This window comes from Thermomicrobiales bacterium (assembly GCA_023954495.1).
In the GTDB taxonomy this organism is placed as follows: Bacteria; Chloroflexota; Chloroflexia; order Thermomicrobiales; family CFX8; genus JAMLIA01.
On record JAMLIA010000023.1, the window covers coordinates 1 to 23,668 of the forward strand.

At 63.3% G+C, this 23,668-nt stretch carries 24 protein-coding genes; 17 read left to right on the forward strand and 7 right to left on the reverse strand.

Features of this window, described 5'->3' with window-relative positions:
- Positions 1-1,197, forward strand: a 1,197-nt coding sequence (locus tag M9890_06450; protein MCO5176596.1) for a sensor histidine kinase, incomplete at its 5' end; no start/stop codon positions are given.
- 76 nt (positions 1,198-1,273) lie between these two features.
- Positions 1,274-1,906, forward strand: a complete 633-nt coding sequence (locus tag M9890_06455; protein MCO5176597.1) for a response regulator transcription factor — start codon at positions 1,274-1,276, stop codon at positions 1,904-1,906.
- Positions 1,907-2,171: 265 nt separating this feature from the next.
- Here the strand turns inward: M9890_06455 and M9890_06460 are convergent, their stop codons facing one another.
- On the reverse strand, positions 2,172-4,250 hold the full coding sequence (locus M9890_06460; GenBank protein MCO5176598.1) for an LCP family protein: 2,079 nt from the start codon (positions 4,248-4,250) through the stop codon (positions 2,172-2,174).
- A 312-nt stretch (positions 4,251-4,562) separates the two neighbouring features.
- Here M9890_06460 and dcd point away from each other — a divergent pair, with 312 nt between their 5' ends.
- The 7 genes from dcd to M9890_06495 all read left to right on the forward strand — a co-directional run bounded on the left by dcd (position 4,563) and on the right by M9890_06495 (position 11,227).
- Positions 4,563-5,168, forward strand: coding sequence for a dCTP deaminase (gene dcd / locus M9890_06465; protein MCO5176599.1), 606 nt, complete (start codon positions 4,563-4,565; stop codon positions 5,166-5,168).
- A gap of 18 nt (positions 5,169-5,186) precedes the next feature.
- Positions 5,187-5,390: a hypothetical protein gene (locus M9890_06470; protein ID MCO5176600.1), complete on the forward strand. Its 204-nt coding sequence runs from the start codon at positions 5,187-5,189 to the stop codon at positions 5,388-5,390.
- Between the two features lie 158 nt (positions 5,391-5,548).
- The gene (locus M9890_06475) at positions 5,549-7,009 is read left to right on the forward strand and encodes an aldehyde dehydrogenase family protein (protein ID MCO5176601.1); all 1,461 of its coding nucleotides are present in this window, start codon (positions 5,549-5,551) and stop codon (positions 7,007-7,009) included.
- A gap of 216 nt (positions 7,010-7,225) precedes the next feature.
- Positions 7,226-9,442, forward strand: coding sequence for an arginine--tRNA ligase (argS, locus tag M9890_06480; GenBank protein ID MCO5176602.1), 2,217 nt, complete (start codon positions 7,226-7,228; stop codon positions 9,440-9,442).
- Positions 9,443-9,444: 2 nt separating this feature from the next.
- A complete protein-coding gene (locus M9890_06485) occupies positions 9,445-10,404 on the forward strand; it encodes an arginase (GenBank protein MCO5176603.1) in 960 nt (319 codons plus the stop codon).
- Positions 10,401-10,841 carry an NUDIX hydrolase gene (locus M9890_06490; protein ID MCO5176604.1) on the forward strand — a complete coding sequence of 147 codons (441 nt, stop codon included), beginning with the start codon at positions 10,401-10,403 and terminating at the stop codon, positions 10,839-10,841. Before M9890_06485 ends, M9890_06490 begins: the two co-directional genes overlap by 4 nt.
- A 74-nt stretch (positions 10,842-10,915) precedes the next feature.
- Positions 10,916-11,227 (forward strand): MFS transporter, encoded by a 312-nt coding sequence (locus M9890_06495; protein ID MCO5176605.1) that lies wholly within the window; start codon positions 10,916-10,918, stop codon positions 11,225-11,227.
- Between the two features lie 119 nt (positions 11,228-11,346).
- Here the strand turns inward: M9890_06495 and M9890_06500 are convergent, their stop codons facing one another.
- Positions 11,347-11,649 (reverse strand): hypothetical protein, encoded by a 303-nt coding sequence (locus M9890_06500; GenBank protein MCO5176606.1) that lies wholly within the window; start codon positions 11,647-11,649, stop codon positions 11,347-11,349.
- A 2-nt stretch (positions 11,650-11,651) separates the two neighbouring features.
- Between M9890_06500 and M9890_06505 the strand changes: the two genes are divergently transcribed.
- From M9890_06505 to M9890_06520, 4 genes are all read left to right on the forward strand, one after another.
- Positions 11,652-11,993: an MFS transporter gene (locus M9890_06505; protein MCO5176607.1), complete on the forward strand. Its 342-nt coding sequence runs from the start codon at positions 11,652-11,654 to the stop codon at positions 11,991-11,993.
- Between the two features lie 215 nt (positions 11,994-12,208).
- Positions 12,209-12,421 carry a hypothetical protein gene (locus tag M9890_06510; GenBank protein ID MCO5176608.1) on the forward strand — a complete coding sequence of 71 codons (213 nt, stop codon included), beginning with the start codon at positions 12,209-12,211 and terminating at the stop codon, positions 12,419-12,421.
- The gene (gene merB, locus M9890_06515; protein ID MCO5176609.1) at positions 12,418-12,843 is read left to right on the forward strand and encodes an organomercurial lyase; all 426 of its coding nucleotides are present in this window, start codon (positions 12,418-12,420) and stop codon (positions 12,841-12,843) included. Before M9890_06510 ends, merB begins: the two co-directional genes overlap by 4 nt.
- Positions 12,844-12,872: 29 nt before the next feature.
- Positions 12,873-13,913 carry a beta-lactamase family protein gene (locus tag M9890_06520; GenBank protein ID MCO5176610.1) on the forward strand — a complete coding sequence of 347 codons (1,041 nt, stop codon included), beginning with the start codon at positions 12,873-12,875 and terminating at the stop codon, positions 13,911-13,913.
- A gap of 82 nt (positions 13,914-13,995) precedes the next feature.
- On the opposite strand, the gene M9890_06525 is transcribed toward M9890_06520, so the two are convergent.
- Positions 13,996-15,198, reverse strand: a complete 1,203-nt coding sequence (locus M9890_06525; GenBank protein MCO5176611.1) for an amidohydrolase family protein — start codon at positions 15,196-15,198, stop codon at positions 13,996-13,998.
- A gap of 183 nt (positions 15,199-15,381) precedes the next feature.
- On the opposite strand from M9890_06525, the gene M9890_06530 reads away from it, so the two are divergent.
- Positions 15,382-16,440, forward strand: coding sequence for a DPP IV N-terminal domain-containing protein (locus tag M9890_06530; protein MCO5176612.1), 1,059 nt, complete (start codon positions 15,382-15,384; stop codon positions 16,438-16,440).
- Between the two features lie 7 nt (positions 16,441-16,447).
- Here the strand turns inward: M9890_06530 and M9890_06535 are convergent, their stop codons facing one another.
- Both M9890_06535 and M9890_06540 read right to left on the reverse strand, forming a co-directional pair.
- Complete coding sequence (locus M9890_06535) at positions 16,448-17,887, reverse strand: Trk family potassium uptake protein (GenBank protein ID MCO5176613.1); 1,440 nt, start codon at positions 17,885-17,887, stop codon at positions 16,448-16,450.
- Positions 17,884-18,573, reverse strand: a complete 690-nt coding sequence (locus M9890_06540) for a TrkA family potassium uptake protein (protein ID MCO5176614.1) — start codon at positions 18,571-18,573, stop codon at positions 17,884-17,886. The genes M9890_06535 and M9890_06540 overlap by 4 nt, the downstream gene beginning before the upstream one ends.
- Before the next feature lie 203 nt (positions 18,574-18,776).
- On the opposite strand from M9890_06540, the gene M9890_06545 reads away from it, so the two are divergent.
- The 3 genes from M9890_06545 to M9890_06555 all read left to right on the forward strand — a co-directional run bounded on the left by M9890_06545 (position 18,777) and on the right by M9890_06555 (position 21,179).
- Positions 18,777-19,457, forward strand: a complete 681-nt coding sequence (locus M9890_06545) for a sigma-70 family RNA polymerase sigma factor (protein MCO5176615.1) — start codon at positions 18,777-18,779, stop codon at positions 19,455-19,457.
- A 42-nt stretch (positions 19,458-19,499) separates the two neighbouring features.
- A complete protein-coding gene (locus tag M9890_06550; GenBank protein MCO5176616.1) occupies positions 19,500-20,363 on the forward strand; it encodes a zf-HC2 domain-containing protein in 864 nt (287 codons plus the stop codon).
- Positions 20,364-20,432: 69 nt separating this feature from the next.
- The gene (locus M9890_06555) at positions 20,433-21,179 is read left to right on the forward strand and encodes an SIMPL domain-containing protein (protein ID MCO5176617.1); all 747 of its coding nucleotides are present in this window, start codon (positions 20,433-20,435) and stop codon (positions 21,177-21,179) included.
- Positions 21,180-21,427: 248 nt separating this feature from the next.
- Here the strand turns inward: M9890_06555 and M9890_06560 are convergent, their stop codons facing one another.
- Both M9890_06560 and M9890_06565 read right to left on the reverse strand, forming a co-directional pair.
- The gene (locus M9890_06560; GenBank protein MCO5176618.1) at positions 21,428-22,207 is read right to left on the reverse strand and encodes a PIG-L family deacetylase; all 780 of its coding nucleotides are present in this window, start codon (positions 22,205-22,207) and stop codon (positions 21,428-21,430) included.
- Between the two features lie 145 nt (positions 22,208-22,352).
- Positions 22,353-23,603: a trypsin-like peptidase domain-containing protein gene (locus M9890_06565; GenBank protein ID MCO5176619.1), complete on the reverse strand. Its 1,251-nt coding sequence runs from the start codon at positions 23,601-23,603 to the stop codon at positions 22,353-22,355.
- Positions 23,604-23,668: the final 65 nt, after the last annotated feature.

Sequence of the window (23,668 nt, forward strand, 5' to 3'; positions counted from 1 at the left end):
GCAGACCACACTGCGCAAGAGATTCCCGCTCTGCTCTGGGCCCGAATCAAACGCCTCCACCCACTGACGCTCTACCGAGCGATCGCGCTCGCCGTCGCCGTCGCGATCATGGCGTCGCATCTTCACGCTGAGAGTACGGTCCGTGGTGAGCTGCTGGGAATCACGATTGCCCTGCTACATCTGATCGCTACCGCTGTCGTGATCCGCCGCCTTCCGCGCCGGCTCACACCCGTCACGGCTGCAGCAGTGCTCATTGATGCGGCGGTGTGCGTGCTGCTGATCGGCACCAGTTATGGCTGGCAAGGGCCATTCTGGCTCTACGGGCTGTCGGCAGTCTTCTGGCCAGCGTTCGTCATGCCGTTGGTCTGGGCGATCGTCTGGGTCGCGCTCTTTGATGCGGCGATCCTGCTCACGAACCTTGACCGTATTCGATCGACATTCAACGACGGCTTCGGGGGCGACCTGGCAGCCCGACTGCTCATGGTCTTCCTCATCGCTGGTGCGATCTCGCTGGCTGCGCGCATGATGGCGGCTGTACGCGTTCTGGCGACCGAGGCGGAACGCAATCGCATCGCCCGTGACCTGCACGACGGTGTCGGCAAGACGCTCGGCGGCATCAGCCTGGAGGCGCGCTCGCTGGCGCAATGGATCGAGCGCGATCCAGTCGAGGCGCGCCGCCGCGCCCGCTACGTCACGCGCATCTCCGAACGCGCCGCGATGGAGGTCCGCGATGTCATCCGTAGCCTGCGCCAGACAGAGGCAACTGAGTATCTCCTGCCCGCCGTCACCAGCCTGCTCGAAGAGTGGGACCAGCGTCGGCCGGAAACGCTCCACGTCCGCACCAATGGGCCGGATAATCCAGTGCCGATCCTGATTCACTCCGAGATTCTGCGCATGCTGGAGGAGCTGCTGAGCAACGTCGAGCAGCACGCCGACGCGAAGAATGTCTGGGTTCGCCTTACACTGTCGTCGATGGCCGTCACGTTGTCGGTTCGCGACGATGGCGTCGGCTTTGATCAGCGCTGGCTCGATCCATGGGCGGATGATGGACATTTCGGTCTGCTGGGTGCGCGCGAGCGCGCTACGATCATGGGTGGGCATTTCGAGCTCGAGTCTGCGCCGAGAGTCGGGACTGAAGTGACCGTCGACATCCCCCTGACACCGCGAGAGGAGCGCCCCGTTCGTGTCCTTCGGTGAGATCTCAACACCAACCACGGGGCAATCGCCCGTAAGTAAAGACGTCTATGCAACCGTCCCAGGTGAGGTGCGAGTCGTGATCGTCGACGACAACTTCGTCGTTCGACGCGGTCTGCAATCGAGCCTGGAGTTTGACCCGGAGATCGAAGTGATCGGTGAAGGAGCATCCGGCGACGAGGCAATTGAGCTGGCCCGCGACCTGGTGCCCGATGTCATCCTGATGGATATTCGTATGCCGGATCGTGACGGTATCTCCGCAACGGAAGTTATCAGCGATGAATCGCCAACGTCGAAAGTCCTGATCCTGACGTGGTCTGAGGATCCCGAGCACTTGCGGAGTGCCGTACTGGCAGGTGCGAAAGGCTATCTCGTCCATGGACGGTTCTCCCCGGAGCGTCTCTCCGAGGCGGTCCACATCATCCACGAAGGCGGCGCGCTGATCACGCCGATGCTTGCGCCGGCGCTGCTCGAGTTCGTGCGCTCCAGCGCCCAGAGCGGCCGGAGTCGCACCGCCCCCGGCTCCGTGCTGACACCGCGCGAGCTGCAGGTGCTGGAGTTCATCGTCGCCGGCAAGTCGAATCGCGAGATCGCAGAACTCCTCTTCATTGAAGAGAAGACGGTCAAGAACCACATCAGCAACATCTACTCGAAACTACACCTGAAGAACCGCTACGAAGCCATCACCCGCGGCCGCGACCACCTGCGCTAGGAAACCCGGAAGGAACGATACTGGCGTGTGTTGTGGACGAGGCGGTGTCCGGGCGTTCGGCAGTCGGTTCTGGGCCAAATGGGCGTTCGCGATAAACCCCAACATTGGCTGCGTAGCCCAACACATGGCCCGGTTCGCAAGGCACTAGATTTGCGGAACGGATGCGGTGATGCAGGAGCGTATTGCATACGCCCGTTCAGGCTCACAACCCCGTTTGGGCAACGCCCTCCAACGTTGTGACCGCCGCACCAGTTCAGTGCGTGGCCTACGGACCGAACCGCGAGACAAGATCATCGCCGACAGAGACGACGATGCCGGTGCCGCCGCTGCCAGGCACGACCGCTGAGGCGTCCAGACCCAGCTGGCGGGCAATGGCTTCCGCGGTCTCAGGGTCCGACACGTAGTCGTAAATGGTCGTCGTCGGCATCACGTTGACACCCATCTCCTGGGAGACCGTCGTGAATCCGGCGTCTTCGAGCAGGTTGGAAGCTATCGCGCCGCCGGTGTTGCTCGAGGTGTCGTCACGCACGATGATCGGGATGTCGAGGTTGCCGATCGCCGTGGAACTGGCCGCGGTGCTGCTCGTTGTCGATGTCGACGCAGCGCCGGCAGTCGTATCAGCTGTCTTCATCGGGAAGTACGTGTCGAACAAATCACCGGCGATATCCCAATCGAGCACCATGTAGAAGGCGTCCCCCTCGTACTCGGGGTTGTGTTCGACCAGCGCTCCCTCTTCCCAGAGGTTGACGCGGGCGATGTCGGCCGGGTCAATATCGCGAGCGAGGTTGGCCAGCGCCAGAAGCTGGTTGAAGCTCAGGTCGGTCGTGAACGAATCCCCCATGCTCTCAATCAGCGAACGCGCGTTGAGCAGGAGATCGACATTCAGCGTCGAGCCCTTTTCGCGCATGGCCATCAGCACCTGCTGCTGCCGTTCACTCCGGGCGATGTCGTTGTCACCGTGGCGCGTCCGCGCATAGCGCAGCGCGGTTTCGCCGTCCATCTTCTGCAGACCGGTCGGGAAGTAGACGCGGGTCAGGCCGAAGTCTTCAGACGGATACTGGTCGTCCTTGATCGGCGCATTAACATCAATGGTGATGCCGCCGAGCGTATCGATGATCTTGCGGAACCCGGCGAAATCGACCGTTACAAAATAGTTGATCTGGATATTGAAATTGTACGAAATCGTCTCGGCCAGCAACGACGGGCCACCGCCGGTTCGCGCATCTTCGCCGTACGCGAACGCAGCGTTGATCTTTTCATCCCCATAGTCCGGAATCGTCACGAGCAGATCACGAGGAAGGCTCATCATCGAGACTTCTTTCGTGGCCGGATCGATACGCATGATGATGATCGAATCGGAGCGAGCCGGCTCTTCATCGCCGTTGCGGAAGTCAATGCCGATCAGCAACAGGTTGATCGGGTCCTTTTCATCCCAGTTTGGCAGGTATTGCGCCAGCTGCTCCGTCGGTACGGCAACCGGTGTGCCCTGTTCGTTGACGGTGTAGAGCGTATACGGCGTCGGGTCGACATGGGCCTTGTCAAAGGCGTCATTAATCGCCAGCGCGATGTAGAGCACGTAGGCGAGAGCGGCGATGACGAGCACACCAATGACGATGCCGAGCGCGATCAGCCAGCGCTTCCAGCGTCGCGGTCGCGACGGTTCGTCAATACCAACGCCGCCATCGTCCGGAGGGAGCGAACCGCCGCCCTGCGCCGCGCGTTGGCGGCGGACGGCGTCGGGCGTCAGAACAGTCACTGCGCCCGCCGCCACATCGGCTGCGGTATCGGCACCGGCTGACGCTTCCTGCGGCTCGGCTGGCTCTGCGACATCGCCGCGCTCGCGAGCAGCCGCTTCTTCGACGGATCGCACGACATCAGCATAGTCTTCGCTCCCGTCAGCCGCTTCGATGACCGTGGTGTCATCGCTGACCGCGTCGACATCCGGCAACTCGTCTGCCACTGCCACTGACTCATCAGCCTGCTCAGCGACTGCGACGTCTTGGGCAACTGCGTCGTCAACGACCGGTTCCGGTGTCTCGTCGGCGTCATCGACAGCGGCAATCTCGTCCGGAGCATCAATCGCAGGTGCTTCAGCGACAGCCTCAGGCTCGTCGGCAGATTCTTCTGGGATGTCTTGTTCGACTGACTCTGGAGCAGCTGCGAAGTTGGGGATTTCGAAGGCTGCGGTATCGGTCCGCACCGAGTCGAACTCGGTCTCTCCCGAATCGGACAGCGCATCTGCCGCGTCATCAGCCGCGGCACGCCCACCGCGCCGGACCTGATAGGCCGGAACGGGTCGTCGTCGCGCCGGGCGCGGCGTCAGGATTATCTTGCGTTGGGGCATCCAGGTCTCCGGAGCATCAGCAACGTCCCGCCTTACGTGGAACCCAGACGAGACACGCCCGGGGCACCGGCACAGTACAGAGTGTTGATTGCTCACGCTTCCCAAGACGCATTCGGGAAGTATAACAGCGGGATAGGGTCGGCTCAGGCATCGGCCCGATCTGTCCTTGACTCGCAGTCACGCGATGCAGTACTGTACGTACATAGCGTTGCCGAAATCCGATTGCAGGGCTTCCGGCGAACGCACGTGACAATCGCGCATCCTGCGTTCGGTCACGCGATGGGGACGGATTGGAACGAGGGTACGACAAGCATGATCCTTTCAGATCGTGATATCCGCGCCGCGATCGCGAGCGGCCGCATCAAAATTACGCCACAGCCCAACCTCGACGAGCATCTCGGTTCCGTCTCAATCGACTTCCGACTCGGCAACACATTCATGGTGTTCGAGCATTCGCGCTTCTCCTACATCGACCCGCGCCAGCCGCAGTCGATCGGCGAAGCGATGCGCACCATCGTCGTGTCCGACGACGAACCCTTCATTATGCAGGCGGGTGACTTCGCTCTCGCATCAACCGTCGAATCGCTGGAGCTGCCGGACGACCTGCTGGGTCGGCTGGAGGGGCGCTCGTCCATCGCACGGCTCGGTATCACCGTTCACTCTACGGCCGCTGTCTTCGAGCCGGGCTGGGTTGGCACCGCGACGATGGAGCTGTCGAACCTCGGACGGATGGCCGTGGCGCTCTATCCGGGCATGCGCCTGTGCTCATTCACCTTCGAGACGGTGTCGTCGCCGGTCGAAACGCCATACCGCCTGAAGAAGGGCAACAAGTACGCCGGGCAACGTGACCCACGCGCCAGCATGCTCTCCGAGGAGCAATCGTCGCTAGCTGGTCACGCCAACGGAACGCACTCATAGAACGGAAAGGTCCGTGCCATGCGATCTGTCCCTGAGCGCTTCGTGACCTATCGCCAGCAGCACGCGTCTGAACCGCGCCGCACACGCGGCTCACGTCGCAACCGCGCGCCACTGACGGCACCGCGTCGCTCACCGCTGCGCCCGACGCCAGCCTGGTCACGCCGCTCGCAAGCCGAGCGCCGACCGGTGAGAAACCTCCATCGCTGCAACATCAACTGGTAACGCCCACGCATCTACCGTCATGAATCGTCGATTTGGCACCGGATTCGGCTGCCAAATTGGCGTTTGCATGCCTATTCAATGATTGAGGACTGATAGAATAGACGTATCGAGTTGCAGCCGGGCGGAATAAAACCGCCGGGAGGGAGACAGGAAGACGCATGGCCACTGAGACAGCAACTGCTGACTTCAAGCTGCTCATCGCGGGCAAGATGGTTGACGCGGCGAGCGGCGAAACATTCGACGCCTATAATCCGGCGACGAACCAGGTCATCGCCAAGGTAGCCAAGGCCGGCACCGAGGATGTCGATCGCGCGGTCGCTGCTGCGCGCAAGGCGTTCGATGAGGGCACCTGGGCAAACTCCGCGCCGGCCGCGCGCGGACGCATTCTGCAGAAGATCGCCGACCGCATCCGTGAGCGCGCCGACGAGGTCGGTGAGCTGGAGAGCCGCAACACCGGCAAGCCGATCGCCCGCGCCAAGGGCGAGATCCTCGGCAGCGCGGCTGTCTTCGAGTACTACGCAGGTGCCGCCGACAAGTTCTACGGCGAGACGCTGCCACTGGGCGGCAACATCCTGAACACCACCTGGCGCGAGCCGGTCGGCGTCGCCGGCCAGATCGTGCCGTGGAACTTCCCATTCATGATGGCCGTCTGGAAGGTCGCACCGGCACTGGCCGCCGGCTGCACGGTCATCCTCAAGCCGGCCTCGAACACCCCGCTCTCGGCTGTCCTTCTCGGCGAGATCTGCTACGAGGCAGGTGTACCGGAAGGCGTCGTCAACGTGCTGCCGGGTCCGGGTGGCCTGATCGGCGAGCACATGTCGGCACACCCGCTGATCGACAAGATCGCCTTCACCGGCGAGACGGCGACAGGCGCAGCCATCCTGCGTGCATCGTCGGACACGATCAAGAAGGTATCGCTGGAGCTGGGCGGCAAGAGCCCGAACATCATCTTCGCCGATGCCGATCTGGAGAAGGCTGCCGCCGCCGCCGTCCCGGCCGCGTTCGGCAACTCCGGCCAGGTCTGCACCGCCCGCACGCGACTGTTCGTCGGCTCGAAGGCCTACGACGATGTCATGCAGGTGCTGGTCGATCAGGCCGAGTCGTTCAAGGTCGGCGACCCGCTGGACGCCTCGACCTCGATGGGCCCGGTCATTTCGCGCAGCCAGTGGGATCGCGTCACCTCCTATGTCGACATCGGCAAGGACGAGGGCGCTGAGCTGATCTACGGTGGAGGCCGCCCGTCGTCGTTGGCCGAGGGCCACTTCATCCAGCCGACGATCTTCGGCCAGGTCTCGAACGACATGCGGATCGCCCGCGAGGAGATCTTCGGCCCGGTCCTGTCCGTCATCCCGTTCATGGACGAGGAAGACCTGATCCGCGAGGCAAACGCCAACGACTACGGTCTGGCAGGCTCGGTCTGGACGAAGGACATCGGCAAGGCGATGCGTGTGGCGAAGGCCCTGCGCACCGGCCAGGTCGCCATCAACTCCAACGGCGGCCCGGGCGTCTATGGTCCGTTCGGCGGCTACAAGAAGTCCGGCCTCGGCCGCGAGCTCGGCATGCACGGCATGGAGCTGTACACCGAGATCAAGAACATCTACATGGACCTGAACCCGTAAACAACGGGAACTCACAGCGTTCATTGAGAGGCCGGGGCCGTAATTGGCTCCGGCCTACTTGTGACGTGTCGGCCTCCTCATTCAATCGCAGGGCAACTCCGTCGGTTGCGATCATGATGCAGCGGGCACGAGCGATTCCACGTCTCCAGACATGGAATACTTGACGTTGCCTTTCCTGATGGGCGAATGGCGCAGCAGCGACGACCTGGAGGACGGATGTTTCGGAGCTACGAGCAGCAGGCGGTTTCCCGGATCAATGACATCATCACCGAGCTCGGGTTCCAGCCGCGTCCGTTCGAGATGCGGGCGATCCCGTTCTCGGGCCAGTGGGGCACGGCGGCGTCAGTTGCTTACGCGCTAGCCAACGAAGTCGCGGCCAACGAGCCGGACGACGACGCCGAGGGGCTGTCCAAAAAGGAGCGCAAGCAGCGCCAGCAGGCACGCAGCCGCGAGAAGGCGCAGGAGATCGCCGAGCAGATCACGGCCAAGCTACTGGAAGACGGCGATTACGCGCGCATTGAGGCGGCCAACGGCTACATCAACATCTATTTCGATACACACAAAGTAGCCAATGAGGTGCTTGGTGCAGTTCACCAGCACGGGACAGACTATGGCCGTGGCGAGCACAAGGCCGACAAGGTCATGATTGAGTTCTCGCAGCCGAACACGCACAAGGAATTTCACGTCGGCCACCTGCGCAACGCATCACTGGGCGACGCTGTCTCACGGATCACCGAGTTCGCCGGCTTCGACACCGTCCGCGCGAATTACATCGGCGACATCGGCATGCACGTCATCCGCTGCCTCTGGTGCTTCCTGGAATTTCATCAGGACGAGAAGGACCAGGTCACGCCGTCAGACCGTGGGCGCTGGCTTGGCAATCTCTATGCCGAATCGGTTGCGCGGCTGGAGTATCGCGATCAGATCGTCGGGCTGCTGAACGAGATGGCCAAGATGGACTCCATCTTCAGCAAGGCAGTCGACCGGCTGATGAAGGAGCTCTACAAGGCCAGCGGGCATGGCGAGGATGTCGCCTACCTGCTCGGCCAGATCGCCAATCAGCGCGAGATCAAGTCCGACGCGATCTACAGCGACCGAACGATCCCGGCGATGTGGACGATCCTCGGCGAGCAGCTTGAGTCCGAGCTTGAGACGCTGCGCGCCGAAGGTCCGCACCAGGCACCGCCAATTCCGTCGCACTCTGGTGGGCCGCCGACGATCCCGCCGGTCGTCACGGTCGAGGACACCGAGGAGCGACTGGCACGCTGGCAGCGGCTGGGCGAGCATCTCGATTGGTGGCCGCACGTCCCGCGCTGGCAGGAGCAGATCCGCGAGACGTTCCAGCGCTGGGAGCAGCGCGACCCCGAGTTCCTGGCGCTGTGGGACGAGACGAAGCGCTGGAGCATGGACGGCTTCCATCGCATTTACAACGAGCTGGGCATCCCGTTCGATGTCTGGTTCTTTGAGAGTGAGGTTGAGGACGAAGGCCGCGCCATCGTCCAGGAGCTGCTGGATCGCGGCATCGCCGAGGTCAGTGACGGGCTGCCGGTGGTCAAGATCGACGAGCAGCTTGGCCTGACCAAGGAGACGTACCGCACCATCCCGATCCTGCGCTCGGACGGCACGACGCTGTATTCCACGAAGGACCTCGCGCTGACGCGGCGCAAGTTCGAGGATTACGCGATCGACCGCTCGGTCTGGGTGATCGACGTCCGCCAATCGCTCTACATGCAGCAGATCTTCAAGGTCATGGAGCTGTACGGGTTCGAACAGGCCGACAAGTGCTTCCACCTGGGCTACGAGGCGGTCATGCTGCCGGAGGGCGCGATGAGCAGCCGCCGCGGCAACGTCGTGCTCTACGACGATCTGGCCGCCGAAGCGCAGCGCCGGGCGCGCGACATCATCGAGGAGAAGGTGCGGCAGCTCGACCTTGCCGAGGAGCAGCGCCAGCAGATCGCCCAGCAGGTCGCCATCGGCAGCATGAAGTACATGATGCTGGCGCGCGACAACAACCGCGTCCTCGTCTTTGATATGGAAGAAGCGCTATCGTTCGAGGGCCATGCCGCGCCGTACATCCAGTATGCGCACGCGCGCGCTTGCCGCATTCTGGAGCGCGCCGGCGAGCTGCCGACGGCGGGTGAGATTACGTTCGGCGACCTGCAGCCGGAGGAGACGGACCTGATCCAGCAGATCGGCATCTTCCCGACTGAGGTGCAGCGCGCGGCAGACGAATATAAGCCGCTTGTTATCGCGAACTACGTCTTCGAGCTGGCGCGCCGGTTCAACGACTTCTACGCCGATATCGACAAGCGCCCGGTGCTGACCGCGCCAGAGCCGCAGCGCACGATGCGCCTGCGCCTGGTCGACGCAACGCGCCAGACGCTCGCGACTGGCCTCGGCCTGCTCGGCATCGCCGCACCGGAAGTAATGTAGCCATGCGCGACGAAGGCGACAGGACGAACCGGCTTAGCGATCCTTCGACCCCGATCGACGTCTTTCAGGTTCCGATGGCGCTCGGTGCCAACCGCGAGGGCGTCGACCTCGGTGCGGCGGCGCTCGATGACGCCATGCGTCGCCTGCTCACGTCGCGCGGGTATCAGCAGGTCGCGGCACGGCTCCGGCCTTCGGTCGAGATCGACGTCGTGCCGTTCGATCCAGCCAGCGACGACCGCGGCGATACGCCGAACGCCTGGCACGTTGATGCCATTGCCAACGCCTGCGGCAGGCTGGCGGACGCTGTCGCGGAATCAATCGCTGCCGAACACTTCGCGCTAATGCTCGGCGGCGACCATGCCGCGTCGATCGGTTCGCTGGCCGGAGCTGGTGTATCCGGTCGCGTCGGAGTCATCTGGATCGACGCACACGCCGACATCAATACACCGGAAACGAGCCCGAGTGGCAACGTCCATGGCATGCCGTTGGCCGTCGCGCTGGGGCACGGCCCCGAGCGACTGACTGCAATCGGGAGTCGTTCCGGTTTGCAGATGGACGACCTCGTCTATATCGGGCTGCGTGACCTCGATCCAGCCGAACGCGATCTGCTACGCAGCGGTCCGGCGCTCGTGTACACGGCTGACGCCATCGAAGAGCGCGGCATCGAAGATGCCGTCATGACAGCAATTGACCGTCTGCTGAGCAATCACGTCGACGCGGTTCACCTGTCGATCGACATCGACTCGCTGGATCCGTCGGTCGTCCCCGGAACCGGCACGCGCTTCCCCGGCGGCCTGACTTATCGCGAGCTTACCCGCGCCGTCGGGCAGCTCCGACGCAGCAATCTGCCGATCGCCTCGGCCGATGTCGTCGAGCTGAATCCACTGCTCGACCCAACCGGCGGCTCGACGATCGTCGCTGCGGCACTGACGACCGCGCTGCTGGGCCGCACCGCGCTGTGACCGACTTCCGCATGATCGTGAACGTCGAGGTCGCAATCGTTAACGCGAGCGGCCACTACCTCATGATCGTGCGCAGTGACGACGAGCCGTACATGCCGGGAGTGCTCTCGATGCCCGGCGGCAAGGTCGATCCGGTCGTGACGGTAGACGCGCTCGAAGACACCGCCATCCGCGAAGTCCTCGAAGAAGTCGGCTTGCGCATCGAGCGGCCACAGTACGTCGAGAGCCACACGTTCTATGCCGATGATGCGCTCGTCCTCGATGTCGTCATGCTGGCTCGGCATCAGGGCGACGAGCCGCAGATCGTTGCAGCCGACGAGGTCGCCGGGCTGCGCTGGATGACGCTGGCCGAGATCGAATCCGATACCGACATTCCTTCGTGGACACGCAACAGTATCCTGCGCGCAGAAGCCGTTCGTCAGATCCTGGGCTGGTAGCCCCCGCAGCAGGCGGCGAGCGAGTACAATCCCCGAACCGTCGGTCGGCGGCCAGCCGCCACGGATTGGGGGGAATGGCTACGTCTCAGCCGGAGAGCTCACCACCACCAACGCCAGTTCGTGAGCCGCCGCGCCGCTCAGTCGGCGGATCGGTCACGCTCGCACTGCGCCTCTACCCGTCATTCCGCGCGATGTGGCTGGGGACGGTCGCCACCAACCTCGGCCAATGGATGCAGAACATCGCCCTCGGCTGGTACATGCTCGTCCTGACCGATTCTCCACTCTGGGTCGGTCTGATCGGCTTCGCAGCCGGTGTGCCGTATCTGTTGATCACCCTGCCGGCCGGAGCGCGCTCATCGACCGCGCCGACGAGCGCAAGGTCCTGATGGGCACGCAATGGGCCGCAATGGCGACGGCAACCGCGCTGGCGGCACTGATCCTCAGCGGCGCAGCTGAGAGCTGGCATCTCCTTATCGCTGCGGCAGTATTGGCGCGATCATGGCGGTCAATGGCACCGTCCGGCAGACGTTCGTGCCGTCGCTCGTCTCGCGCGACCATCTGGCGAACGCGGTCTCCTCAACTCAGCCGGCGCGAACGCGATGCGCATCATCGGCCCATCGATCGCTGGCGGCATCATCGGGCTGTTCGGCGTCGCCATCACCAGCCATCCTGCAGGCGGTCGCGCTCGCGGGCGCCTTCGCCCAGCGACGGTCAGGATCGAGCCGGTGCCGAACACGCGGGCCGGGATCGCGCCGGGCGGCATCATGACGGTCTCCATGAGGTTCGACGCAATCGGCGCTCGGCTCACTCATGATCCTGACTGCCGTGCCGGCGACGCTCGTCTTCCCCTATATCCAGCTCATGCCAGTGTTTGCCCGCGACGTCTGGGATATCGGTGCCAGCGGCCTCGGCGCACTGATGGCCGCCAGCGGTGTCGGCGCATTGACTGGCGCGCTGATCGCGGCGACGATGGATCGTGTCGAGCGCAAGGGCATCGCGGTGATGCTGCTGACGACGATCTACTGCGCTGCCGTCGCGGCGTTCGCCGCCAACCCGACGCGATCCTTACACGATGCAAGAGCTATTCGTATCCGGCGTCACCGGCTCGATCTTCGGTTCGCTCAGCAATGCGCTGCTCCTGCTGCTGAGTAATGCGCGCGTTCGCGGTCGTGTCATGGGCATCTACATGCTGACAAGCGGGTTCACGCCGTTCGGCGCGCTGGCGTTAGGCGCGATCGCTGAGAGCATCGGCACGCCCAAAGCAGTCTCCGGCGCGGCCTTCCTGGCCATGCCATTGTCGGAATCGCCACAACACGGATGCAACGACTCCGCACGTAGCACAATAGAGAGAATCGGAGGAGGGGAACATGAGCCGCACCCATCTGGGGCGAGCGACGGCGCTGACGCCATCGCAGCGCCTGCTCTATCGTGCGCTGATCGACGCAGTCATTGATACCGGCGAAGCGCCAACGATGGAGACCATGAGTCAGCGCGTCGGCTTGTCAACGCGGGAGACATCACAGATCGCCGGAGAGCTTGTCGAAGCGGCTGGATTGCCACCGACGACGAGGGTACGGTGACATGTGTCTACCCATTTTCCATTGCTCCGACGAGCATCAACGCCAACTGGGATAACGTCGAGCGGGCGATGATGCGCGGTCGATGCGCTCGGCGCTGCGCCGATGCTGGAAAGTCCGTACTCGTGCGCGCCAACTGCCAGCACTGCAACCGGGCGATCACCATCGACGTGGAGCCGGATCGTCTGAAGAAGCGCACGCCGCGCTCAACAGTCATCATCCGCCGACGCACAGTCGGCCCAGCAGCCGCGAGCCGCTGCGCCGCCACGCGCTTCGCCTGCTCACCAGACCACGCCCAGCAGTGGATCCACGAGCACGGCGGCCCGGACGATGTCATACAGTCGCTGGAAGCGTCATTTATTGAGGGGCGAACGATTTTCGCCAACGCCTATCGGCACGGCAGCTCAGCACACCACGACGACTGAGCAGGCCAGAGAGAAGGGGACTGGAGACGATGGCAAGCACCACCGACCTGGAGCGACGAGACCCGGCCGACCTGGGGTTCGACCCGGAGAAGCTGAGCGCCGCAATCGCGTTCGTCAGCGACCACGAAGCGCGCGGTGACCACCATACGCGGGTCGATCTCAACCTGCCGGACAACGACATCGTCGGTCCGCTGAAGGATCGCGGTGGACATAACGGCATGATTCTGCGCCACGGCGCGGTCGCCGCCGAGTGGGGCGACACCGGGCGCGTCGACATGACCTACAGCATCTCGAAGAGCTACCTGTCGACCGTCGCCGGTCTGGCCTTCGATCGCGGCATGATCCGCGACCTCGACGAACGCGTCGCCGTGCTGGTTCCGACCGAGCACTTCAGCGGCGAGCACAACGGCCAGATCACCTGGCGGCACCTGCTGCGCCAGACGAGCGAGTGGACCGGCACGCTGTGGGGCAAGCGCGACATCGCCGACCGCCGCAAGGGTGTCGACCGCGAGATCCAGCAGCCCGGCACGTTCTACGAATATAACGATGTGCGAGTAAATCTGCTCTCGTTCGCCCTGATGAACATCTGGAAGCGTCCGCTGCCGGAGGTCATCAAGGAGTACGTCATGGATCCGATCGGTGCGTCGGACACCTGGGAGTGGCACGGTTACAGCACATCCTGGGAAGAGATCGACGGGCAGAAGATCCACGGCGTCTCAGGCGGCGGCCACTTCGGCGGCGGCGTCTGGATCGCCACTCCTGACCACGCGCGCTTCGGCCAGCTCTTCCTGCAGCGCGGCAAGTGGGACGGCCAGCAGCTCATCTCCGAGCGCTGGATCGACGAAGCCACGACGCCGGCATCAGTCGAGCCGACCTACGGCTTCATGTGGTGGCTCAACCCGGACCACCTGATGTTCCCGAGCCTGCCGACCAACAGCTACGCGGCGCGCGGCGCAGGCAGCAACATCATCTACATCTCCCCCGACGACGACCTCGTCATCGTCCTGCGCTGGGTCGACGGCGCGTCGATGGATGCGTGTCTGGCCGAGGTGCACAAGGCACTGAAGTAAGAGACCTCACCTCCACCCGGAGGGTACCCGGGCCCCCTCTCCCGTGGGAGAGGGGGAGCCTTTTCCGATTGGGCTATGCGTCCTAGGCGTTGTCGACCATGACCTGGCCGGACTTGAGGACGAGGAGGGTGTTGCGCAGGGCGCCGATGTCGTCCATGGCGTTGCCGCGAACGGCGAGCACGTCGGCGCGCTTGCCGGGGGCGAGGGTGCCGAACTCGTCGGAGCCAATGGCTTCGGCAGCCTGGCTGGTGCCGGTGCGGATCGCCTGCGCGGACGATGCGCCGACGTGCTCAACGAGCAGCTCAAGATCGAGCTGGAAGTCGTCGAAGCGGGTCATCGTGACACCCGCGTCATTGCCAGAGACGAACTTGACGCCTGTCTCCCACAGCTTGCGCAGATTGTCGATGCGTGTGTGGCGATGGGCCGAGAACGGATTCTCGATGCCATTCTCTTCCATCCACTGCTGCGCGCGCTGGCCGACGCCGAAGGTCGGGCAGACGTAGATACCCTTCTCGGCGACGTCGTTGGCGACCGACTGCTCGTAGTGGATGCCGTCCGGCACCTGGAAGGAGCAGTGCTCGATCGTGCGGACGTTGGCGGTGACGGCGTTGCGGATGCCCGGTGTGCCGTGGCAGTGCGCAGCGACGTAGCGACCGAGGCGGGCCGAATCCTGAACGATCGCGACCATCTGCGCCTCGTCGAATTGCGCCTCACGCGGGTTGGTGTTGGGCGTCAGACCACCGCCGGTCGCCATGACCTTGACGAAGTCAGCGCCAGCCTTGATCTGCTCGCGGACGGCGCGGCGGGCTTCCTCAACCGTATCGACTTCGTTCCCGAAGAAATAGCAATGTCCACCAGTCGAGGTCAGGACATTCCCGCTGGCCCAGACATGTGGCGCAGCGATCAGCCCATCCTTCGATGCCTGGCGGATCGAGAAGACAATCGAGTCAAGCGTGCCGCAATCGCGGATTGTCGTCACGCCGGACATAATCGCCTGCCGAGCGTGCTCGACGGCACGCATCATCTTCACCTCGTAGGTGTCGTACAACGCGTCCTGCAGGCATTGGCGACTACCTGACAGTGTCAGGTGAGTATGCATGTTGACCAGTCCGGGCAGAATCGTCGCATCTCCAAGATCGCGTGCGCCGCTTGCCGCGCTGCCGAGATCTTCGCGTCGGCCAACCGCCTTGATCGTGCCGTCCTCAATCTGGACGAATCCATCAGTGACGAACTCGTCTCCGGTGGCGTCGAAGACGGTCTTCGCCAGCAGTGTCGTGACTGCCATGCGTCCTCCCCCGTTTTCCCGCGTGGTGCGGTGGTAGTGAAACAACGCGCATATCTTCGCATGACTCTGAATCGACCGCCACAGGTGAGCGGAACGCACAGGGCAAGCGCGAGTTGATACTATCCGAACCATCGATTGCGATTTGCGGCAGGATTGGCCGACGGTTCGGCCAACGGTGGAGCGATGAAACAGACACGACAACAACGACGAACGAAACTGGGCAGAGCGATCTGCCTCATCGGATTGCTGGTGCTGCTGGCCGGTTGCGGTGTTCCGGATTCGGACTTCGCGACACCGGCAGCAACGACAGCTCCACAGCCGGCCGCCGATGACCCTGACGGCGAAATCCTCTTCGTCGCCAAAGGCAACATCTATCGCTGGGACGGCGACATCGAGCAACTGACGGACGACGGTCAGGCGCGCTCACCGGCCTGGAGCAGCGACGGGCAACGCATCGCCTATGTCCGCACCTGGGACGAGGGCTACTCCGACCTCATCATCGCCGACCGCTCCGGCAAGGAGATCAAGCAGGTAACGACCCACAAGCCGGACGAGGAGCCGTGGTCACGACGCTTCGCACACTATGCCTATTGGGCGATCGATCCCGAATGGTCACCAACCGTCCCGGATCAGATCATCTACGGCAGCGACAAGGGCGGCTACGAGTATGACTTCCCCGAGGATCCCGAAGATCCCGGTCGCTTGAACGACCCGATCTTCCTCTGGCTTGTCGAGCGCGACGGCGTCGATCCGTACATCCTGAACGCCTCGATGGCGCTTGGCATCACCCAGGAGAACCCCGACTTCGATCCGACCGGCACATCCGTCACCGTCACAGCACGCGAGGATGTCGGCGCGACGCAGATCTGGACGCTGAACCTCGATACCGCCGAGGCGAACAAGCTCGTCGATGGGCAGGTATCCGACCCCGCCTGGTCGCCGGACGGCCAATCGATCGCCTTCATCGAGCAGGACAGCAGCGGCAACAACATCTACATCGTGCCGAGCGACGGCGGTGAGTCGTACGCGCTGACGAACGGACTAGCCGCAGCCGCGCCAACCTGGGCACCGGACGGCAGCGGGCTGGCGTTCATTGAGCTGGCCGACAATGCGTTCCGCGTCTCATTCATTCCGGTCTCGCGCGAGGCGGATGGACGGCTGACGGCGGGCGAGCCGGAGGTGCTCTTCACCGCGGACGGCATCGACGCGCCGTCCGGCCTGTCGTGGCACGTCGGCGGTTAAGCCGACGCTAACCGATCCGGATCGGGGCCTCGGGGAACTTGTAGCGCACGACCTGCTGGCGAAGCTGCAGGGCGTAGACGACAGTCAGCGGCCCCAAGCGGCCAAAGAGCATCGTGATGCAAAGAACGAGCTTCGCTGGATCGGACAGGCTTGCGGTAATACCGGTCGTGACGCCTACGGTCGCAATCGCGCTGGTTGTCTCAAAGAGGATGTCGATAAATCGCAGATCGCCACCAGTTAGATGTTCGATTAGCACGAGCGCAAGTGTAGCGAAGAAATGCACGACGAACATGATGGCGATGACTGCCATCGCTCGAAACACAAGTGCAGTGGGAATGCGACGCCCGAATACTTGTGGCTCCATCTGACCACGCACAGTTGAGAATACTGCAAGCCCGACGACTCCGACAGTCGTCAACTTGACTCCACCAGCAGCCGAACCGGAAGCTCCTCCGACGAACATGACTGCTACCCAAACAAAGAGCGTAATGTCGGTTGCTGAACCGAAGTCGATTGTTGCGAAGCCGGCCGTTCGAGCAGAGACACTTTGAAACAGCGACACCAGCGGCCGATCAACGACTGGCACGTCGGCAAGCGATGCATTCCATTCAGCTCCAAGGAACACTCCGGTACTAATGAGAAGTAACAAGGCATTCATTATCAGGATAATCTTGGATTCAATTGTCAAACGGCGGAATCGACGCCGCAGCGCAATATCGGCGAAGAACAGATATGATAGCGCCCCAGCCTGAATCAGAACGATCAGCATGACGTTAATAACAAGCGAATCGTCGTAACCGCGGATAGATTGGAAGCCACCCTGCAAATCGAACCCAGCGTTGCAGAACGCGGCAATGGAGTGGAACACTCCTTTCCAGACAGCGAGATGTAAGGGTTCATCGAACGCAAATCGGATGGCGAGAATGACAGCCCCGATGCCCTCCATCAGGAAGGTGAAGCGAACGATCTGCCCTGATAGCTCGGCTGCTTCGCGCAACGACAGTGTTGGTGCGCCGTCTTGGAGCAGCAACGTATCTCGCAGGCTGGACGCGCCACGCTGGAGAGCCCGGAGCAACAGGCTTGCTCCGACCATAAACCCCAATCCGCCTACCTGAATAAGCGCAATGATGAGCAGCTGACCTGCAAAATTCCAATGGTCGCGAGTATCGACAACGGTTAGCCCGGTAACGCAGGTTGCCGAAACAGCTGTAAATAGCGCGTCGATGAACGGTGTCCACTCGCCATCGCGGCTGAACCACGGCAACGTCAGGAGTGCGCCCGCTGTCACGACAAGAAGCAGGAGCCCAAGAGCGAACAACTTGGCATGCTGCCGCACATTTGGCACAGATTGCCGCTCCGGCGCGGCAGGCAAGTCAATGACCTGCGTCGCCTGCAGACGCCGCCGGATGATGCGATCCCCTGGCCGACGAGAGCCCGGGCCGCTCATTCCGCTAGCTCACGACCAGGATGCATGAACTTGTAAATCTCAATGTCAGGGCCAACGAGCAGCAGCTCATCGTCCGGCTGGATGCGTTCCTCGTAGTGCGGCATGACAATAACGCGCCGCCCCCGCTTGATCATCAGCAGGTTCAGTTGCGCGTGCTGCGATGCACCGAGTTCGGCGATCGTATGGCCGATGAAGTGCGGTGGAGCAACTACCTTGACGACACCAGATGTTTCGGTGAGTGAGATGTAGTCGTTGATATTGCGGACGCCGAGCGAGTGCGCGAGACGTGCGCCGGCCTCCGCTTCCGGATAGACAACACGATCCGCGCCGATGCGCTCCAGCAGTTCGCCATGCAGGCGCGTGCGCGCCTTGGCCACGACCCACGGCACTTCCAGTCGTTTCAACAGCAGTGTGGAGAGGACGCTACCCTCCAGGCTGGCACCTTGCGCGACGATTGCGACATCGGAGCGATCGACGTGCAGCGAGCGCAGCAATTCCTCGTCGGTGCCGTCGCCCTGCGCCGCCAGTGAGACGAAGTTAGCGACTTCCGCCACGCGCTTCTCGTCGATGTCGATCGCCGTGACCTCGTAGCCAAGATCGTGCAGATTGCGGGCGAGGCTGGTGCCGAAGCGCCCGAGGCCAAGGATGGTCACGCGTTCCGGCTGAAGTGCTGTCTCTGACGCCATTGATACTCACTCAGCTGTCATCGGTTGTGTCAATCGCCAGCCACAGCATGCCGTCGACCAGCGGGTCGCGCTAGTGTACCCGACGTAGCCGCGTACTGCGGAATGGCTTATTGCTGATGGGGCGGGTGGTGTCTGCGGCTCTTCTATAATGCCGCGACGGCTCTTGCATCCCAACGTATACCGCACAGAGTGAGAGGCGACGCGTGCTGTTTGGCCTGCGGCTCCGCCGCACCGGTCCCGACCGGGCAGACAACACCGAGACACCGGGTGATGAAGACCTGATTGTGTCCGCTCTGAGCGGCGACCTCAACGCGTTCAACACGCTGGTTGAGCGCCACGAGCGGGCGGTCTACTCGGTCGCGCTGCGCCACCTCCGCACCGCCGACGCCGCGCAGGACGTGACCCAGGACGCATTTCTGCGGGCGTGGCAGGCGCTGGATACGTTCCGCGGCGGCCATCCGGGTGGGTTCCGCGCCTGGGTACTGCGCATCGCGGCGAATCGCGCACTCGACACGCTGCGAGCACGTGCCCGGCGACCGGAGCAATCGCTCGATGCACGACAGGACGACGAGGAGCGCATCTGGGAGCCGGAATCCGACGAGCCGGACGCCTTCGATCTGGTCAGCCGCGTCGAGATGTCCGGCGCACTGGAGCTCGCCCTCGGGCAATTGCAACCGGACCAGCGGCTGGCCGTCATCCTCAGCGACGTGCAGGGGCACTCGTACGACGAGATCGCCGAGATCAGCGGCGTTGCGCTGGGCACGGTGAAGTCACGCATCAATCGTGGGCGGGCGCGCCTCAGAGAAGTCCTGCTTGCCGATGAGGCCGGCTGGGAACTTCTCGGTCGCTCGCCACGTCTAGAGAGTAGCGGTCGCGATGAGTAAGCGGCCACCATTGAGCAGCATGAACTGGACAGGAGGGCGACCGTGAGCGACGACCACCACGTCGCCCCGCAGCACAACGAAGAGCATATCGATCCGGAAGCGATCGTCACCTGGCTCGATGAGCCGGAGAGCCTCGCTCCCGAAGAGCGGACGCGCATTGAGCAGCATCTGGCGCAGTGCGCCGAGTGTCAACAGGTCGCCGAGGAGTTCCGCGCGCTCGTTGGTGCGCTGGCCGCGTTGCCGGAAATCGCGCCACCACGCTCGTTCGGTCTCACAGCCGAGCAGGTTGATCGAGAGACGGCAACGCTGGCTCCGCCAATACCGATCCGCACGCCGAACCGCTGGTACGACCGGCAGATGCACGCAATCCGCTGGGCAACTGCGGTGGCTGCCGTGCTCTTTGTCCTCGTCCTCGGTGTCGACCTGGTAACAACCCGCTTCGATCGATCGATGACAAGCGACACCGCGGTAGTGATGTCGGCGCAAGATTCGGGCGGCGGCGCTGAGGAAGCGCCGGCGGCGGCGGGAGCGGCGATGTTCGCGCAAGAGGATGAAACCGCGACATCGAGCGCAGCCGAGGCGGAAATCGCTCCCGGCGAAGTCGCAACACCTCAAGCCGAAGTCGCGGAATCCGGGGAGACTGCGGCGGCGAACGAGGAATCCGAAGCACCACCAGCCGAAGACAGCGCTGCCGATGCCGAGTCGACGGTTGGTGCGGACAGTGCGCGTCAGGCAGACGTCGCACAAGTAGACGAGACGAGCCAGCCTGAACAGGCGTCGGCAGCATCGTCGCGCGAGGAGCGCTTACGGCTGATCGAGTTTGGCCTGGCAGCCATCTTCGTCTGGCTGCTGGGGCTGATGATCGCGCTGCCACGATTGCGCCGCAATCGCGGGAACCTTTCCTGACTCGCCAGCGTCATACCAGCAGAAGGTTGTGTTGATGAACCGCAGTGACAGGAGTGAACCGTGAGACTGATGTTGCAGAGGGGATCCGTGCCGCTCGCCGGCGTGCTGGTGGCCGTCGCGCTGGTGGGTGCGCTCGTGCTGAGCACCTGGGATCATGACGACAGCCGCGCGACCGCGGCCGAACCGGACACCACCCGTACGATCAACGTGAACGGCGAGGGGCGCGTCTCGCTGACGCCCGACGTCGCCATCCTTAACCTCGGCGTGATGACCCGCGACCCGCAGCTGGCGACAGCCCAGCAGAGCACGACCGAGGCGATGAACGCGGTCCGACAGGCGCTCATTGACGCGGGCGTGAAGACCGAGGATATCCAGACCAGCACATATGCCGTCAATGTCGAGCAGGACTACAACCAGCCGAATCAGCCAATCATCGGCTATTACGTGATTCAGACTGTCAGCGCGAAGGTGCGCCAGATCGACACCGCTGGTGATGTCATCCAGGCAGCCGTCGATGCCGGCGCGAATCAGGTGAACGGCATCTCGTTCACGCTCGAGGACACCTCAGCCGCGATCAACAAGGCCCGCGAGCTGGCCGTTGCCGACGCTCGCGAACGCGCTGAGCACCTGGCCGAACTGTCGAACGCGACCCTCGGCCCTGTCCAGACGATTACCGAGGGCTACACGACGCCCGTCTCGCCGGTCCGCGAGGGTGCTTTCGCTGCCGCCGAAGATTCCGCCGCCGGTGCCCCGACCATCGACGCCGGCACGATGGAAGTCACAGTCAGCGTTTCGGTGACGTACGTGATGCAGTAACGCCAGGGCAATAGTCACAAAGAACGGACGTCTCGCAGATGCGGGTCGTCCGTTCTTTGTTGGTCGCTGGCTAACGATCCGCAAGGCAACGTGATCGCGATGATGCAGGGGCGAGTCGCATACGCCCGGCTGGGGACACGACCATCCAGTAAGGGTGCCCAGGTGCGGTGGCTGCCAGTTGGAACGGGTTGGGGGCGGGACGGGCGCATGCAATACGCCCCTGCATTATTGTTTTGCGTTACGGCGATTCAGCCATCCCGCACGATCCTCTTGCAGGGGAACGCCATCGCCACGGCAGCCCGCCCGCCTGCAGCTGCACCACACTGATCGTCTCTGCTGCGTCGAGCTGGTACGGTGCCGATGGCAGTGGCGTGGGCGCGCCAGTTAGTGCGGAGGGCGGCTGGGTCGCTGGTCTGCGAGGCGTGCTCCAGGCGGGCGTCGATCTGCAGATCGAGCGTCGCCGTGATGTCGATTGCCGTTGTTGGCAGCGACGTTGAGAACATCCAGACCTGCGAGACGATGTGCGGCTCCAGACCGGCGGCAACCTGCGCAGGAAAGAACAGATGGTCGCGCGCCATCGGGTAAACCGCGTCGAGGACGGCACGACCGACGATACGATGATCGCGGTGAGTGATGTACGGCGGCCAGACGTGCTCGGGGTCGTGAGAGAAGATGACATCCGGCCGCACCTCACGAATCAGCTCGACGATCTTCCGGCCCAGTTCCAGTGTGTCATCAACCTCACCATCGCGCTCGTCAAGAAAGCGCAAATCGGTCAGGCCGAGGCGCTCATTCGCGCGCGCCGGCTCAGCCAGCCGCGTTGCCGCGACATCATCCGGTGTCACGCTGCGATCTGCCGAGCCTGTATCACCGGCAGCCACCAGCGCCATCGAGACGTCCGCGCCCTGCTGAACCAGATGCGCGAGCGTGCCGCCGCACCACGACTCCATGTCGTCAGGATACGCGCAGATGACCAGCACAGTCGCCACGTTTGGCAACGGCGCATTCTGGATGACAGGTGATTGCACGTACCCTCACTCCCCGATCAACGATCTCGACGCTGAGATCCTGTTCGGAAACACACAACGCCCGGAGCAATACTGCTCCGGGCGTTGCGCGGGGGTGGTGGGGTGGAGAGTGGTCGCCATGCGGGCACGACGACCACGGGTGTACTTACTGGTCGGCCGGCCGCGTGCCGAGGGTGACCTGAACGGTCACGGTCTCGCCGGTCGTGCCGCGGGCGATAGTCAGCTCAACCGTGTCACCCGGCTTGTGCTGGAACAGGATGTCCTGCAGCGATGTGGTCTGACTGATCTCCTCACCGTCGATCGCGGTGACGATGTCGTTCGCCTCAACACCGGCTGTCGCAGCCGGCCCACCGGCGACCACATCGGCGATGAACGCGCCGTGGTCAACTGGCAGATTCTGGGCAGACGCGATCTGCGGGTTGATGAGCTGGTAGGAGATGCCGAGGAACGGACGCACAACCTGACCGTTTTCGATCAACTGGGAGGCGATGTCCTTGACCGTGTTGCTCGGAATCGCGAAGCCCAGACCCTCAGCGGTCACGCCCGGCTCTGCCTGGCGAACGACGGCTGTGTTGACACCGATGACCTGGCCCTGCATGTTCAGCAGCGGGCCGCCGGAGTTGCCCGGGTTGATCGGCGCATCGTGCTGGATCATGTTCTCCATGCCAGCGCCGCCCTGCGAATCGAGCGAGCGACCGAGGCCGGAGACGATGCCCTGGGTGACGGTGTTGGTGTATTCGCCCAACGCACTACCGATCGCCACCACGTCTTCACCAACGCGCAGCGTGCTGGAATCGCCAATCTCTACCGTGGCCGGGACCGTCTGATCGATCTTGATGACGGCGATGTCGCTCACCGGATCGGTGCCAACGAGCGTCGCGTCAACCTCGGTGCCGTCCACGAAGAGGACGGACAGGCTGTCGCTGCCCTCAACGACGTGGTTGTTGGTGATGATGTATCCGTCGTCGCTGACGATGAAGCCGGTGCCACTGCCGGCCGGCTGCAGCTCGCTGGACGACTGGCCAAACCCTGCGAATGTCTGCTTGTTGATCACGGTCACGACGGCCTGATTCACGTCGTCAACCAGATCGGCCGTATTGTCGTAGGTCGGTGCGTCAGCGGAGCCAACGAGGAATGGATAGGCGGTCGATTGTGTGGCGGCCGGTTTCGCGCTGGTGGTCTCGACCTTCACCGTCGAGGTGTTCGTTGCCGCCGCCGTTGTGCTTTCGGTCGTCGCCGATGCGGCCCCGGTTGCTGATGTGGCTGTGGCGATGACCGCCGTGCCGTCGTCATTGCCACTGGAGCCGGTCGAGCAGGCGGCCGTCAGGCCCATTGTCACCATCAGGACAATCACGAGCAGGAGATGAGATAACGAGATTCGTCTTACACGTTGCATATCCAGATGCACCTTTCCGTTCTTACGCCATCCGCCGCCGGCCCTGTGGCATCATCGAGCGGATC